General features: G+C 58.6%; 13 protein-coding genes and 1 pseudogene. 6 read left to right on the plus strand and 8 right to left on the minus strand.

The annotated features are described in order from the left end of the window. Together ACIQWP_RS03820 and ACIQWP_RS03825 are read right to left on the minus strand one after the other, a co-directional pair. Positions 1 to 1,938: a hypothetical protein gene (locus ACIQWP_RS03820; RefSeq protein WP_402782559.1), complete on the minus strand. Its 1,938-nt coding sequence runs from the start codon at positions 1,936 to 1,938 to the stop codon at positions 1 to 3. A 32-nt stretch (positions 1,939 to 1,970) separates the two neighbouring features. Continuing rightward, positions 1,971 to 2,426, minus strand: a complete 456-nt coding sequence (locus ACIQWP_RS03825) for a hypothetical protein (protein WP_402782561.1) — start codon at positions 2,424 to 2,426, stop codon at positions 1,971 to 1,973. A gap of 794 nt (positions 2,427 to 3,220) precedes the next feature. Here ACIQWP_RS03825 and ACIQWP_RS03830 point away from each other — a divergent pair. Further along, the gene (locus tag ACIQWP_RS03830) at positions 3,221 to 4,396 is read left to right on the plus strand and encodes a PAS domain-containing protein (protein ID WP_402782563.1); all 1,176 of its coding nucleotides are present in this window, start codon (positions 3,221 to 3,223) and stop codon (positions 4,394 to 4,396) included. A 275-nt stretch (positions 4,397 to 4,671) separates the two neighbouring features. Beyond that, a pseudogene (locus ACIQWP_RS03835) lies at positions 4,672 to 5,040 on the plus strand (transposase family protein); the annotation flags it as partial. Positions 5,041 to 5,187: 147 nt separating this feature from the next. On the opposite strand, the gene ACIQWP_RS03840 reads toward ACIQWP_RS03835, so the two are convergent. Next, on the minus strand, positions 5,188 to 5,487 hold the full coding sequence (locus ACIQWP_RS03840; protein WP_402782565.1) for a hypothetical protein: 300 nt from the start codon (positions 5,485 to 5,487) through the stop codon (positions 5,188 to 5,190). A 368-nt stretch (positions 5,488 to 5,855) separates the two neighbouring features. Further along, complete coding sequence (locus ACIQWP_RS03845) at positions 5,856 to 6,542, minus strand: GntR family transcriptional regulator (RefSeq protein ID WP_402782567.1); 687 nt, start codon at positions 6,540 to 6,542, stop codon at positions 5,856 to 5,858. Positions 6,543 to 6,656: 114 nt separating this feature from the next. Between ACIQWP_RS03845 and ACIQWP_RS03850 the strand changes: the two genes are divergently transcribed. The 4 genes from ACIQWP_RS03850 to ACIQWP_RS03865 all read left to right on the plus strand — a co-directional run bounded on the left by ACIQWP_RS03850 (position 6,657) and on the right by ACIQWP_RS03865 (position 10,418). Beyond that, positions 6,657 to 7,580 carry a substrate-binding periplasmic protein gene (locus ACIQWP_RS03850; protein ID WP_402782569.1) on the plus strand — a complete coding sequence of 308 codons (924 nt, stop codon included), beginning with the start codon at positions 6,657 to 6,659 and terminating at the stop codon, positions 7,578 to 7,580. Between the two features lie 17 nt (positions 7,581 to 7,597). After that, a complete protein-coding gene (locus ACIQWP_RS03855) occupies positions 7,598 to 8,347 on the plus strand; it encodes an amino acid ABC transporter permease (protein ID WP_402782571.1) in 750 nt (249 codons plus the stop codon). Then, positions 8,344 to 9,144, plus strand: coding sequence for an amino acid ABC transporter ATP-binding protein (locus tag ACIQWP_RS03860; protein ID WP_402782573.1), 801 nt, complete (start codon positions 8,344 to 8,346; stop codon positions 9,142 to 9,144). Before ACIQWP_RS03855 ends, ACIQWP_RS03860 begins: the two co-directional genes overlap by 4 nt. A gap of 77 nt (positions 9,145 to 9,221) precedes the next feature. After that, positions 9,222 to 10,418 carry an NAD(P)/FAD-dependent oxidoreductase gene (locus ACIQWP_RS03865; protein ID WP_402782575.1) on the plus strand — a complete coding sequence of 399 codons (1,197 nt, stop codon included), beginning with the start codon at positions 9,222 to 9,224 and terminating at the stop codon, positions 10,416 to 10,418. A 101-nt stretch (positions 10,419 to 10,519) separates the two neighbouring features. Here the strand turns inward: ACIQWP_RS03865 and ACIQWP_RS03870 are convergent, their stop codons facing one another. The 4 genes from ACIQWP_RS03870 to ACIQWP_RS03885 are packed head-to-tail and all read right to left on the minus strand — an operon-like array spanning position 10,520 to position 13,956. Further along, the gene (locus ACIQWP_RS03870; RefSeq protein ID WP_402782577.1) at positions 10,520 to 11,875 is read right to left on the minus strand and encodes an NAD(P)/FAD-dependent oxidoreductase; all 1,356 of its coding nucleotides are present in this window, start codon (positions 11,873 to 11,875) and stop codon (positions 10,520 to 10,522) included. Beyond that, entirely contained in the window at positions 11,796 to 12,590 is a 795-nt protein-coding gene (locus ACIQWP_RS03875; protein WP_402782580.1) for an amino acid ABC transporter ATP-binding protein, read from the minus strand. The genes ACIQWP_RS03870 and ACIQWP_RS03875 overlap by 80 nt, the downstream gene beginning before the upstream one ends. Continuing rightward, positions 12,587 to 13,243 (minus strand): amino acid ABC transporter permease, encoded by a 657-nt coding sequence (locus ACIQWP_RS03880; protein WP_402782582.1) that lies wholly within the window; start codon positions 13,241 to 13,243, stop codon positions 12,587 to 12,589. Before ACIQWP_RS03880 ends, ACIQWP_RS03875 begins: the two co-directional genes overlap by 4 nt. Then, positions 13,243 to 13,956, minus strand: coding sequence for an aspartate/glutamate racemase family protein (locus tag ACIQWP_RS03885; RefSeq protein WP_402782584.1), 714 nt, complete (start codon positions 13,954 to 13,956; stop codon positions 13,243 to 13,245). Before ACIQWP_RS03885 ends, ACIQWP_RS03880 begins: the two co-directional genes overlap by 1 nt. Positions 13,957 to 13,965: the final 9 nt, after the last annotated feature.

The raw sequence follows: 13,965 nt of genomic DNA on the forward strand, positions 1-13,965 counted from the left end.
TCAGCTTTCAGGTGCTGCATGGGCGTCGGTCGGCACGGCAGGTGCGCCACCAGCGCCGGCTGTCGTTCCGCCCGCCGCAAGCGCCGGATCGTCCTTGCGCGGTGCAGCGGGTTGGATCTGGCCGATCCATCCGACGATCTGCGAGCCAAGCAGTTCGAGCGTTCCACCATTCCCGCTGCTGGTAAAGGAGAAACCTTGCGTTGCGTCGTGCTGGCTGGTGAAGGCGCCGCTGCTTTCGGAACTCGAATGTTGCACCGAGCCGCCGAGGCCGAACCAGCCCACCTTGCCGCCAAATGACGTAGAACTGCTTTCGGTATGCCCACTGGCGCTATCGGTGGCACTCTGGAAGGCGCTTCCCATGCTACCCCAGGAATCGGCGGTGATCCTGACGTTGCGGATGACCAGAAAAGCTTTCGGAATCATCGGCAGGAGTTTCGGCACGTCGCCGATCTGGCCCTCTATGGTGCCATCGCTGATGGCATTCTTCTTCTGTCCGGCCAAATACCAACCTTCCATGTGGAACAGGTCGCCCAGAAGCCAGGGTCTCTCGATGCTGGCCAGAAACCATTCGAAGCGGACCTCCGCCGACGAGCTCTGATCCCGATGCGAGGTCCAGGACGATTGATCGGCATTCCAGCCGTCATCATGGTTGGAGGAGCTATGCGAGGCGCTGGCCGATGCCCCGAAGCCAAACACGCTGTACCCGACACTGCCTGACGTTGACGACGATTCATTGTTATAGAAGCTGTGGGAAAAACTGTGCTGGCCGCTGCCGCCAGCCGCTTGATATCGCTTCGACGTGGCTGTGATTTTCATGATGCCGAAATCGTCGTTTGTATGATCCCACCACGAGACAGGATCGATGTATGACCATGGTACTCTGATGGCGATGGCGCCCCCAAGGCCGATACTATACTCGTCATACATCTTGCGGGCTTTGGCGATGAGCGCTGCGGCTGCGCTGCCACCGATTGACTGAAGCGTTGCGATGGCGTCGTCGATCTGCTGCCCACCCATGTCCCTGAAATCGTTATAAGCTTGATCGACAGCATTCTGATATCTGGCGCTGGTTATTGGCCAGGACTGACCTTGGATTGGATCGGACATAGCCAGGGAATAGGCGAGTGCGTACTCGCTACGTGCATCGGCAAGAACCTTCTGATTGTGCCGATATGCGGTATGGCGCTGCGTGTAGCCGGTAAAATTGCCGTCCGCATCCATCAGATAGAGCGTCTTCTCGGCATCCGCGATGCGCTTTTTGACGTCGGCAGAGGGCTCAGGGATGGGTTCGGCCTGCATTCCCGATAAAGCCGCGAAATATTCGATGCTGACTGTCCGCTCAGGCCATGAGACGGCGACGCCCTTGTTCGTCACCATCAGCATATTGTCCACCCGCTGCGCCGTGTTGAAGGCGCTGTTGATGGCCAATTGCAGTTTCGGATCGGGCGCGGGTATCGCGGCAAGCTGGCCGGCAGGGGTCGCTGGCGTTCCCTGCGGTAGCGCCGCTGGTGCTGGCGCCGCGAAGGCGCCGGTATTGGATACCGCGCCATAGGCACTGCCGCCGGCCGGAGTCCACGGATTGGCGTACATTTTCGGATCGACCGGCTGACCGATCGGAAGATGCATATAGACGGCCGTATTTGATGGTGATCCGTCAGGGTTGACGAGCTGTGCGGCCACCGCCGTGTGGAGTTGGTCGAGTGCGTCGAGTAACGCCTGCGTTATCCCGCCGGTAATCTGAAGATCGCTTCCAGGCATTTGTGCCTCCCTAATTGGTGACGCATGTTGCTGCTGATGCGGCTGCCTCGATGAGTTTAGGCAAGGCCGATCGATGGCATCGGCCGAATGCCGAAGCCTAGCATCGGCCGTCGCGGCCGAATTCGATGTTGAGCGCTGTTCAGTGGTATTCACTCGGCGTGTCACCGCCGGCACCGTCATTTATCTCAGGCGGCCAGGCGCCCGCCTGGCATTCAAGCGTCGACGAGATAGTCGCTGTAGCAGGAGTAGATGCTGCGGCTGTGGCTTCGGCCTTCCAGGATCAGATTCCACAAGGCGACGTGAACCTCCCCTGGCGCTCCCTGATGAACGACCCCGTTCAAGAAGCGGATATGTCGGCGGATGTTGTCGTCGAATGTCAGTGCGGCCTGCTTGAAGTCTTCGTCGCTGACGTCCGCGCCAAAGCTGCTGCTCTCCAGTTCGCTTCGCACATGGCCCTGGATCATCTCAAGGAACTGGTCGAAGCTCATACCATCAGGAAGGCCGCCGGCGGTCTGCTGCACGTTATAGAAGTCTCGACTGATATAGGCATCCGAGTTGTTCTCATCGAGGATATGGTTCAGAATCTGCCATGTTTTGTCGCCCGGATCATCGCCGCTTCCTTCGAAGAGATAGAGGCCTCGATTTGCATTGTCCTGCCATGTAGCCATAATTTCCTCCCCAATCTGGATTTGGATCACGGTGTAGAATAGTAGAGAAGCCGCTTGTGCGGACGATTGATAGATTTCGTTTAACCATGACTTGATAGATATTTAGGCTGCTGCTCCACGACGTTGATCAATAGTCGGCAAATTGCCGATCGTCGCTTTCTGTATGACAATGACGCCAATCTCGAAGGCTTTCAGGTCTTCGATTGATATGCCGACTGCTGGAGAAGCCAAAACTCTACCTATTGGAATCCATACGGAAATCCTGCCGCAGACCTGCTCGATCGCAGATACTAGGTCTCAGATGATGCAAGAAATGGAATCCTCATCACTGTCTTACTTTGCGTGTGAGACCGATGTCGAGATAAGCGGGTATGTTCGACATCGCTATGTCTTCTAGCGTTAAATCCGGTCCCCTTATTAACAGTCAACGGCGGATCGTGAACGCGCCATTAGTACACATTTCTCACCAATTCGGCCCGCGTATGCCGCTGGTGATGACTCTCATTCCAATCTTTCCACTGTCGGCGCGGATGCTCGCAAACAGCGATAACAAGTGAACCATGTCACAACTTATCCGCTGGCGCATCGGACGTTCGTTCTATATCCTGTGTTTTCGGCAGGCTCGGGGGAGCGGCTGATGCGACGAATTGGTTTTATTCTCGCAGCAATGCGATGCGACAACGAGGTGCCATTAACTTCAGATTGCGAGAACATGCAGAGGCCAATGCGTGCAAGCTTAGGCCTGTTTGATATCACGAGACATGGGGTGACGTGGTATGCATAGCTCCAATAGCATGATCCAGAATGATCTTGGTATCTCACCCCACATAGTTTCGGGGCTGATCGGATCGATTTACGACTGCGCTCTTGATCCGTCGCTCTGGGAGCGGACGCTGGCCGAGTTCATGGAGGCGATGTCTGGTGAATCCATCATCCTCTCTCTCAATGATCTCCGCAACGACCGCCTCGTGATCGACAAGAGCGTTGGCTGGGGTCAGTTCGGGCTTGAAGAACGGCAGAAACACATTCCGGAAATTCACGCACGGCTGAATGAATGGTTCGCGAAAGGCCCCTCTCTCGACGATCCATTTATCGCATCAAGGCAGCTCTCGGCTGAATATTTGGAGCGCGCCCCCTACGTTCAACACTGTTTGAAGCCTCTCGGCATAGTCGACATCATGCATCTCTTTCTGATGTACACGCCTGCACATTTCTCTGAGATCGTCGTCGCACGCCATCAGCAACACGGGATTATCACTGATCGGGAGATCGAGCTCGGAATGCTAATGCTCCCGCATCTGCGCCGAGCGGTGACCATCAGTAACATACTGGATGCTCAGGCCGTCGAGCGAGCACGCATGGCCGAAGTGCTCGATGCGCTCCCCTGCGCCGTCGTGCTGGCCGATGGCGACAGCAAGATCCTGCATGCGAACCGCTCCGCCGAAAGCATGCTGCGAAACGGCGACGCGCTGCGGGACACGGATGGAGCACTCGGCGCCAGAGCGCCACAAGCAACCCAGGAACTTCGCAGCGCGATCCGCATCGCAGCAAGGGATGAAACAAGACTCGGGCAAGTCGGCCTTTCCATACGTCTGAACTCATCGCAAACGCCGCCATTGTTCGCGCATGTCCTGCCTCTGAACGGGAGTGAGATGCGTACACGACTAGAGCCCGAGGCCATGGCCGCCGTTTTCATTGGGTCGTCGATGGCCGCGGCTTTCGACGTGACACCCGCGGAAGCAAAAGAATACCTGAGCCGCCGGTTCGGGTTGACGAGGGCGGAGGCCGACGTTGCAATGGAGATTCTCAAGGGTGACGGACGCGCCGCGGCGGGCCTCCGACTTGGTATCACAGCTGCAACAGTCCGGGCGCATCTCAGTCACATATTCGAGAAGACTGGCGTACGTAGGCAGGGCGAGCTCATCCGGCTGTTGATGGAGTGCGGGCGAGAGCCCGAGGGCGTATTGTGATACTAACCGACGATCATCTTGGTCTGCGTTTATTCGGGCATGACCTTCAATTTTCGTGATCCGCTCCACCGTCTCTTACGCATCTGTGAGACAACCACCGAGTTTGCGGACGCTCATTTCAGCCTCACAGAGGGCCAACTGCTCACGGACGAATTGCATTGGCCGGATTCCTCCTCAATTTCTGTGGTCAGCGGACTGTTAGCGGGCAGGTTGCTATCGGCGTGAATGCGAACGAAGTCGAATTGGACACCCGGCCCAGGGTCGGAATTCTGGGTATCACCCTTCAAGATGAAAAAAACCGGGTTGTTTCCGCCGCTGCGAAACCTGCCGCGATCTGTCCGGATTGCGGAGCGCGAAGTCGTTACCGGCATGGCTGGCACAGCCGCAGTCTCCGGGACTTGCCAGTTCAGGGCCAAGTCGTGAAAGTCAAACTCGCGCTGAACAGGTGGCCGTGTAGACACCGGAAATACGGGCAACGAACTTTCACAGACAGGTTGCCCGAGATTGTGTCACCCTACACACGACGAACTGAACGGATGGCCGAGATTGTAGGCTTGATTGGCCACAGGAGGGGCGGTCGCCCGGGCGAGTACTTAATGCATCGGCTCGGCATGCCGGTCAGCGACGACACAATCCTGCGGCAATCAATGCTGCCGCTGAATCACAGAAATTGTGGAAGAACCCTAAATTGTTGCAAGAGGCCCTAGTCCTGCCCAGCTTGCAAATAGCGATGCGCAAGCCGTTTTCAGTTTGAGGGACGCGGTCTATCCTAAGAAGCTCTGGCGGTAGCGTTATTTCGACCTGGTGCCCTCTTTATCCAATCTGCGGCCGAAATCCGGAAACGCACCTTTATCCTGCTGGCTCGCTTGCAAATCGTTTTCGCCGAAGGCGTATCGGCGCAAGAGGGCGAAGAGCGCCTCATTCATTTGAGCTCCATCCAAAAGCTCTGGATTGTCGCAAATGACGTTGATGGTTCGCTGCACCACGCGGTCTGCGGCCGCATCAGAGTCGACAAACTTTCTGGCCCACTCGCGAAGAAGAGCGCGAAGTTGCGAATCTTGTGGCATGTCTGACGGACGTTGAAGGGGCATGTTCACTCCTCCTATCCTTTCAGGCGAAAACTCTCGGTCGTCACCGCAAATAGGATTGGTCAGTGACGCTGACTGATCCTATCAGTCGGAAAGGGAGAGTCCAGCTCGAATTGAGCAAGTCGCCGAAATGATAGAGATGCGTCCGACAGCGTGATTGGGGGAAGCCGTCGGGCGATGTGTTGCCCGGCTTGCGTGACGTTCTGCTGAATGCCGCCTTGATTTTGACCCTGCTTCCGCTTGGTGCTGGCCCTGCTAGGCAGAGGCAGCCCTATGAAGTGCTTCACTATTTTGAACCAATTGCGGGCTATCGTGAAACGGCAATCGGGGTGCGTTTCGTATAGAATTCAACGGGCGGCGCCTCAAGCCGGTCAGATGACTTTGCGAACTTCCTGCTCGAAGCTCAGAACATGATGCAAGGCAATGCGCTCGGCGGCATCGGCGTCTCCGCGGCAGACGGCCTCGAGCATGAGTATCTGCTCCTGTACGACCTTATCGAGCTCGGGCGTCAGTTCCGGAAATCGCCTGATGGCGACGTGAAGAATTCGAAGCGAGAGATTGTGATAGTGGTCGAGCGTGTCAAAGAGATACCGGTTCTTGGCGCTTCGGTAGATGAAGCGGTGAATACGCCGGTCAAGCGACAGCAAGGCCTCGAGTTCCGTCGGCAGGGAAAGCGCCTCCAGCGCTTCGATCAACTGGCGGGCCTCGCGGCGTTCGGGCTCACGCAAACGCTCTGCGGCCAGGCGGGTCGCCCAGGATTCGATCCGTGCTCTGGCCTCATAGATTGCCGTCAGGTCGCTGATGTCGATCCTGCTGACGAAGGTGCCTCGACGCGCGTTGACATCGACGAAACCGTCGCGTTGTAGCCGTAGGAAGGCCTCTCGCACCGGAGTGCGGCCAACATCGAGGCGACGCATTACGTCATTTTCACGCAGGATCGTGCCTGGCGGCAGCTGTACCGTGATGATGTCTTCGCGCAGTTGCAAATAGGTGCGCTCGGCCAAGGTCAGCGACGCTTCCGGGTCGCCGAGCATTTCTTCAGACATCCAAGTGTCCATCCACGTCGTCTCCGTCCTGAGTGTGATCCGGTCCGTTTGCGCGCAGAATCACTTGACAATGCACATCAATAATATACTCAGTAATATATTACAAAAATATAAGGAGGGTGAACGATGACTGACAACGGTATTTTCAGATATTCCCGGCTTAAACGCGGTGTGGTGGCGATGCTGGGCTTCGGATTTGGGGTTCTCGCCACAACTGCGGCGGTGCAGGCTGAAGACTTCGAAACGCTGAAGCCGGGCGTGCTTCAGGTCGCAATCGAGCCATATATGCCGTACACGGCGCTGAAGGATGACAAGCTTGTCGGGCTCGACAGCGACATTCTTGATGCTGTCGCAAAGAAGCTTGACCTCAAGATCGAGACCACCGTAACGGATTTTCCCGGCATGCTCGCTGCCGTGCAGTCGCAACGCGTGGATATTACGATCGGAGGCATCGCCTGGTCGGATGCGCGCCAAAAGGCGGGGCTGTTCACAGATCCCCCCTATTATTCCCCGCCCGCCATGGCTGTCCATGGCTCGGCCTCCTACCCGGACGTCAAAAGCCTGGAGGGTAAGGCACTCGGCACTGTTACCGGATACGTCTGGGCCAAGTCGATCGCCGAAGTCCCGAAGGCCAATGCGCGGACCTTCCCGACGGCCGACAGCGTCTTCGAAGACCTTTCATCGGGAAGGCTGGATGTAGGCTTCCTCGATCCTCTGCTGATCATCTACCAACAGAAGCAGCGGCCGGACATGAAATTTCAGGTCGCATACCTGAATGCTCCGACCGCCGAGCAGGTTGCGGCACATCCGGACTATAAATATTTCCAGCCCTATATGACCGGCTTTTATTTGCCGAAGCAGGCTCCGAAGCTCACCCAGGCGATCTCCGACCAGATCGACACCATGTACAAGGACGGCTCGCTTGCCGCGCTGGTGACGAAATGGGGAGGAGATCCCAAGCAGTTTCTGGTTCCTTCGCCGGACATGGCAGCCCAACGCCGTGGAGTCGACCGCCCGCAGACTTGGGTGCCGCCGTCAATTGCTGAGTGAATACCGGGAGAGCGGACATGAGCCTTTGGCAATCATTTGCTGAAATGTTTCAAGTTCCCTGGGGTGAGTATGCAGGCAATCTGGGCGAGGGTCTCTTGCGGACCCTTGCCTATACGATAGCAAGCTTCATAGGCGCTGCAGCCCTCGGTCTTGTCCTTGCACTGATGCGCCTCAATCGGTTGCGAGCGGTGCGCTTGCCTGCCGTCATCTATACGGAGATATTCAAGAATGTACCTCTACTCGCCATTATCTTCGTCACATATTTCGGCTTGCCGTCTGTCGGGATAAGGTTCAGCGTCTTTGTTGCTGGTGTACTGAGCCTGATCTTGTTCTATGCCGCCTATCTGTCCGAGATCTTTCGCGCAGCTATTGCCGGCATTCATCCGGGCCAGAACGAAGCGGCCCAAGCACTCGGCCTCGGGCGGGTTACGACATTCGGCCATGTCGTCCTGCCTCAGGCGCTTCGTCTCGCGCTGCCGGGTACCAACACGATGTTTGTCGATCTGCTCAAGTCGACATCGCTGCTGGTGACCATCTCCGCCGCAGAGCTTATGACCAGAGCGCAATTGATCGCCTCGGAAACCTTCCGCGCACTCGAAGTCTACCTGGTGATCGCCGCAATCTACTTTGCTGTTTGTTACCCCGTTTCGCAATGTCTTCTCTGGCTCGAGCGCACCATTCACGCAGGCGTACCATTGTCGCTTGGACGCCGACGCCGGCTGAGGCTGGTCAAAACTCTAATTGAAAGTGGAGGGCCAGAGCGATGAGACATGTGACAGTCGACACTGCTCGCGGTGTAACTCCATCCGATAATTCCCCCGCGATCAAAATCAGGGGTCTGCGAAAATCCTTCGATGGAAGATTGGTGCTCGACGGGATCGACCTGGATGTGCCGTCCGGCCGTATCATCAGCATTATTGGCCAGAGCGGCGGCGGCAAGACGACCCTCATGCGGTGCGTCAATCTGCTTGAACAACCCGAAGACGGCTCCATCGAAATCAATGACGAAGCGATTTTTTCAAAGGGCGCGGTGGTCTGCAAGGACCTTGCCAAGCTGCGCCAACGTGTCGGCATGGTGTTCCAGCGCTTCAACCTGTTTCCACATCTGACCGCTGTGGAAAATGTCGTGCTGGCACAGATGCACGCCGCGGCTGTCGTGGAGCGTGAAGCGGTCGAGCGGGCGGTGAGGCTGCTCACGCGGGTCGGTCTCGTGCATCGGGCGATGGCCTATCCGGAGCGCATGTCCGGCGGCGAACAGCAGCGTGTGGCCATCGCGCGTGCTCTTGCGCTCGCGCCGACCGTGCTCCTGTTCGACGAGCCGACATCGGCGCTCGATCCGGAATCCACCGGCGAGGTGTTGCGCGTCATGCGCGAACTGGCAGACGACGGCATGACGATGATCATCGTCACGCATGAGCTCCCATTTGCCCGCGAAGTATCGGACTGGGTCGTTTTTATCGATGGCGGCCGGATTATTGAACAGGGGCCAGCTGCCGATGTGCTCGACAATCCCCGGGAGCCGCGCACGGCGGCCTATGTTGCGAGATACGCAAAACCGGCCTGAACGCAAAACCCCATCAGCGCATCGGGTTTGGTTTCCGGGCGCATTTCTGATGGCTTCTTCCAACGATCATGGGTGAGATGAAAACGATTTCGACAGATATCGCCGTCGTGGGCGGCGGCGTCATCGGCTTGGCAATAGCACTTCGGCTTCGCGCTGACGGCCGCGATGTCATCGTCATCGAGCCAAACGAGCCAGGTTCCGGCGCTTCCTACGGGAATGCCGGGACGATTGCAAACTACGCGATCATACCGGTGGGAACGCCGTCTGTGCTGCGAAATTTCCTGTCGCTGCTGCTCGATCCGAACAGTCCCTTGGCAATCAGGACCTCGGCGCTGCCGACACTGTTTCCCTGGCTGGCGCGGTTTGCCTATGAATCCCTTCCACACCGCTACCGCGACAATGCCCGCCGAATTGCCGAGCTCGTTTCGGACGCCTCGTCGGCCTGGACTGAATTTGCCGCCGAGATCGGCGCATCGCAACTCCTGTCGGCGAAGGGTTGCCTCTACCTTTACGATACGCGAAAGGCTTTCCTGGCCGCCGGTGCGGACATCGACCTGCGTCGCAGCCATGGGGTCTCACAAGAGTTTCTTTCCGCAAGCGAAGTGCTCAAGCTGGAACCTGCCCTCCCGCGCTTTGAGGGCGGCGGCCTCCTCTTTCCGGAGGCTATCAATCTGAGCGATCCAGGCGAGGTGATGCGACGTCTGTCTTCGGCGGTGAAGCGGGCCGGTACTGAATTCGTCCAGGCCTCCGTTACCGGGATTGCGCGTGAGCAAAAGGGCGTTCGCATCGTTGCCTCGCCATACGATATACATGCGCGCGCAGTGGTTATCGCCGCCGGCGCCCGTTCGCGCAAGCTGGCCGCTGAGCTTGGTGATCCTGTGCCGCTCGATACAGAGCGCGGCTACCATATCGAATTCGATATGTCGGATTTGCCAATCGGGCGGCCGGTTTGCCCCACCGCACGCGGTTTCTATTTCTGCCCGATGCGAGGTCGGCTTCGTGTCGCTGGCCTGGTCGAGCTTGGCGGTCTTGCTGCCCCTGAAAATCCGCGGCTCCTGCAGGCCTTGTCCTCGAATGCGCGCCGCTATTTCCCGGAACTTGGCGAGCCGAGCCGCAAATGGTCCGGATTTCGCCCTTCGATGCCGGATTCCGTACCGGTCATCAGGCCATCGAAAGGCGGAAAAGACGTCATTCTCGCCTTTGGCCACGGGCATATAGGATTGACCCTTGCGCCGCGTACTGCCCGATTGGTCAGCGCGATGCTGGCTGCCTGAATAGCCGGCGACAACTCGCCATAGCTGAAGGCATGGACCGATGGGTTCATGGCTTCCAGATGTGGCGGTTTCCTACACATCAGGAAAATCGGATCGGTTCGTTATTGTCGGAAGCGGCTCGGCAGAAAGGGGAGAGCGTCATCGTTGACACGGTTCTCAACCGCTTCCAGCACCAGATCTGCCGTCTTTGGGGCGGCGGCGATGCCGACATGTCCATGGCCGAACGCAGCGATGAGAGCCGGATGCCGCGACAGAGGCCCGATCACCGGCAGTCCGTCAGGTGTGGAAGGGCGATGTCCCATCCACAGTCGAAGTTTGGGTGTCTTGTCCTCGGACAGATACGGATAGCTAGCCAGGGCGTGACGCTGAAGCACCTGCGCGCGCTCCCAATTGGGGGGCTTGTCCACCGTCGCAAGTTCGACCTGGCCCGAAAGGCGCAGTCCCATATCGGTCGGTGTGTTGGCCATCCGACCAGTGCTTGGCATCACGGGTATCTCGAAGGGCGTTTGTCCTGACGCCACGGTCACATGATACCCTCGTTCGCTCTGCATCGGAATGCGCACGCCCAGTCGGTGCAGCAGGCGGCCAGAATATATGCCGGCGGCGATGACGATGCGATCAGCAGAGAGTGTCTCACCGCTCTCAAGCACCACCTGCGGCATCGCACCATCCAGGATGGCCGTCACCGTGGACTGATGGAATTGTACTCCCTTGCGTTGCGCTTCTTCTACGATGCCGGCCACATAGCGTCCGGTATCGCGGCAGTGCGCACCATTGACAACATGGACGGCGAACCGATAGCTGGGGCTGAGCGCGGGGAGCCTTTTGCGGAGTTCCGCCTCGTCCCACTCGACATAGGCGACGCCGTTCTCGCGACGCAGCTCCCAGCTCAGTGCTTCTGCCTCGAACGAAGCTCGATCGGGATAGGCGTAAAGCAGCCCTTTTTGAAGAATGAGCTGGTCCTGTCCGATCTTCCGCGCGAGTTCCAGATGCCGCTCAGGCCCATCGTGGAGCAGGAAGTTCAGCAGTTTCGCCGTCCGTCGTACGCGGGTTCTGCTGGCCCCGGCCCACAAGAAGCGCAGGAGCCAGGGCGCCAGTTGCGGCAGCGATGTCCAATCGATCGTCAGAGGTCCGTTTCGATCCAGGAGAAAGGCGGGAACTTTTCGCCACAGGCCGGGCATGCTCATCGGAATGATCGATGCCGGGCTGATCCAGCCGCCGTTGCCGTAGCTTGCGCCGGCTTCGCTGCCTGGCGGATTGCCGTCGCAAAGCGCGACGTCCCAGCCTGCTTCCGCCAATCTCAATGCTGCGGTAGCACCGATGATGCCGGCGCCGACCACGATTATCTTGCCTGTCATTGCCGTTTTCGTCCTGCTCTCAGGAAAGTCCGCCATGGAAATGGCTGAGAAATTCTCGCGTTGCTGTCTCGCGGGGTTCGTTGATGACTTGCCGCGCATCGCCGGACTCGACGACAAACCCGTCCTGCATGAAGATGACCGTGTCGGCGACATCACGAGCGAAGGCCATTTCGTGGGTGACGAGGATCATCGTCATGCCTTGATCGGCAAGCTGGCGAATGACCGCCAGAACCTCCCCGACAAGTGCCGGATCGAGCGCGGACGTGGCCTCGTCGAACAGCATGACCTCCGGATTCATTGCGAGCGCCCGCGCAATCGCCACGCGCTGCTTCTGTCCGCCCGAAAGCTGCTCAGGTCGCGCATCGGCACGGTCGGCCAGGCCGACCTTGGCGAGAAGCTGCATCGCATGGTCGCGGGCCGCATTCTTTTCCTGTTTCAGCACGGACACCGGCCCGATCATCACATTGTCGATGACGCTCATGTGCGGAAAGAGGTTGAAATTCTGGAAGACCATGCCGGTATTGGCGCGGAAGGCGGCCAGATCCCGGTCGCGCATGGCAACGTGGCCGGCGGAAAAATCCATCCTTCGTCCGCCGATGGTGATGCAGCCTGCATCCGGCAGCGACAGCAGATTGAGACTGCGCAGGAGGGTCGACTTTCCCGAACCGCTCGGCCCGATGATCGCCACGACATGGCCGCGCGGCACTGAAAGGTTGATATCTTTCAGGACATCCAGCGGGCCGAAGGATTTCTTCAGGCTCACGACCTCGATCATCGTTTCCGTGCCATTCGTCATCTGTCCCTTGCCATTCATGCCTTGCGGCCCTCCAGCCAGTGCGCGAGGCGTGTCATGGGGAACAGGACCGCCAGATAGATGAACGCAATCAGCGTATAGGTTTCGAGCGGCCGGTAGATAGCCGAGGTGACGAGTTGACCTTGATAGAGCAGGTCAGGCACCGCCAGCACCGAGAGCAGGGAGGTATTCTTGAGCTGGAGAACAGACTGGTTAACCAGCGGCGGCACCATTCGACGCAAAGCCTGCGGCAGAATGATCTTGGCCATCAACTGGCTTCGGCGCATACCGATCGCTCGACCGGCGTCCCATTGCCCGGCGTCGATCGAGACGATGCCGCCCCGAATGATCTCGGCATAGAACGCGGCGCCGTACATGGTCAGCGTGATGAAGGCGGCCATCGCAGGGGAGATTTGAATCCCAACCAGCATGGGCAGCGCATAGTAGCACCAGACGAGCTGCACGAGGACAGGAGTGCAGCGGAACAGTTCCACCACCGCCAAAATCGGAAGAGTGACGATTTTCTGTCCCGAGAGTCGGGCGAGAGCGAAGACCGTGCCAACGAGGATTCCTGAGACGATGGTCAGAATGGTAAAGCCGACCGTGTAGCCCAAGCCCTGAAGAAAGAGACCGCGGTATTGCCACAAGCCGGAAAAGTCCCATTGATATTCCATCACACCGCGCCTTGTTGGACCCGGGGGAATGTCCGGGGAGAGGTTGATGTGAAAAGCCATTCGCCCAGCGTCAGGATATCGAAGACGGGCCGGGAGACGGCAGCCGAGATCGCCTGCGCAAAAGGTGGCATATTGGTGCATTCCAGCACGATGGCGCCGACGTAGGGATGCGCGGCGACAAGATGTCGAGCGGCATCGATCACCTCGGCCTCCAGCGCAGCATGGTCGTAGGCGGCAGACCCCTCGATAAGCGCGTGAAATGCTCCGCCCGCCGGTACGCCACGCACGGGCGCGGACGGATCGGCGCCAGAGGCTTCAAACACCTCGGGACTGAGGCTTGCTTCGTCGTAGGTTATCACGCCAGGGCGTAGCCCCGCGCCGAGTGCCATTTCGACCATGGGCAGTTGCATCAGGCTGGAGGCGGCCACCGGCACGCCCAGCGCCTCGGCCAGTTTCCGCTGGTGGCGGGCCATGAAGCCGCAGGATGTGATGATTGCGCTACAGCCGTCGGCGACCAACTCGTGGCCGGCGGCTATAAAGTCTTCGACGAGACCCTCGCCGCCGGCACGGACGACGAGGGAAACAGATGCACCACGCACATGGCGATATTTGACGGGAAATCGCCATGATGCCGCATGGCCAACATCGCCGGCTGGACGTTCGAATACCGTATCCAGCATGATGATGCCCAGGGCGCGGGAGGGAGCAGACATAAGCGGCGC

This window comes from Rhizobium sp. NPDC090279, assembly GCF_044769665.1.
Taxonomy (GTDB): domain Bacteria; phylum Pseudomonadota; class Alphaproteobacteria; order Rhizobiales; family Rhizobiaceae; genus Rhizobium.

What these genes read in the sequence shown, in the direction of transcription:
- ACIQWP_RS03820 (WP_402782559.1), bottom strand. Translation starts at nt 1,938, where the DNA reads ATGACGGTGCCGGCGGTGACACGCCGAGTGAATACCACTGAACAGCGC.
- ACIQWP_RS03865 (WP_402782575.1), top strand. Translation starts at nt 9,222, where the DNA reads ATGAAAACGATTTCGACAGATATCGCCGTCGTGGGCGGCGGCGTCATC.
- ACIQWP_RS03860 (WP_402782573.1), top strand. Translation starts at nt 8,344, where the DNA reads ATGAGACATGTGACAGTCGACACTGCTCGCGGTGTAACTCCATCCGAT.
- ACIQWP_RS03825 (WP_402782561.1), bottom strand. Translation starts at nt 2,426, where the DNA reads ATGGCTACATGGCAGGACAATGCAAATCGAGGCCTCTATCTCTTCGAA.
- ACIQWP_RS03870 (WP_402782577.1), bottom strand. Translation starts at nt 11,875, where the DNA reads ATGCGCGGCAAGTCATCAACGAACCCCGCGAGACAGCAACGCGAGAAT.
- ACIQWP_RS03840 (WP_402782565.1), bottom strand. Translation starts at nt 5,487, where the DNA reads ATGCCCCTTCAACGTCCGTCAGACATGCCACAAGATTCGCAACTTCGC.
- ACIQWP_RS03880 (WP_402782582.1), bottom strand. Translation starts at nt 13,243, where the DNA reads ATGGAATATCAATGGGACTTTTCCGGCTTGTGGCAATACCGCGGTCTC.
- ACIQWP_RS03850 (WP_402782569.1), top strand. Translation starts at nt 6,657, where the DNA reads ATGACTGACAACGGTATTTTCAGATATTCCCGGCTTAAACGCGGTGTG.
- ACIQWP_RS03855 (WP_402782571.1), top strand. Translation starts at nt 7,598, where the DNA reads ATGAGCCTTTGGCAATCATTTGCTGAAATGTTTCAAGTTCCCTGGGGT.
- ACIQWP_RS03845 (WP_402782567.1), bottom strand. Translation starts at nt 6,542, where the DNA reads ATGGACACTTGGATGTCTGAAGAAATGCTCGGCGACCCGGAAGCGTCG.
- ACIQWP_RS03830 (WP_402782563.1), top strand. Translation starts at nt 3,221, where the DNA reads ATGATCCAGAATGATCTTGGTATCTCACCCCACATAGTTTCGGGGCTG.
- ACIQWP_RS03875 (WP_402782580.1), bottom strand. Translation starts at nt 12,590, where the DNA reads ATGAATGGCAAGGGACAGATGACGAATGGCACGGAAACGATGATCGAG.
- ACIQWP_RS03885 (WP_402782584.1), bottom strand. Translation starts at nt 13,956, where the DNA reads ATGTCTGCTCCCTCCCGCGCCCTGGGCATCATCATGCTGGATACGGTA.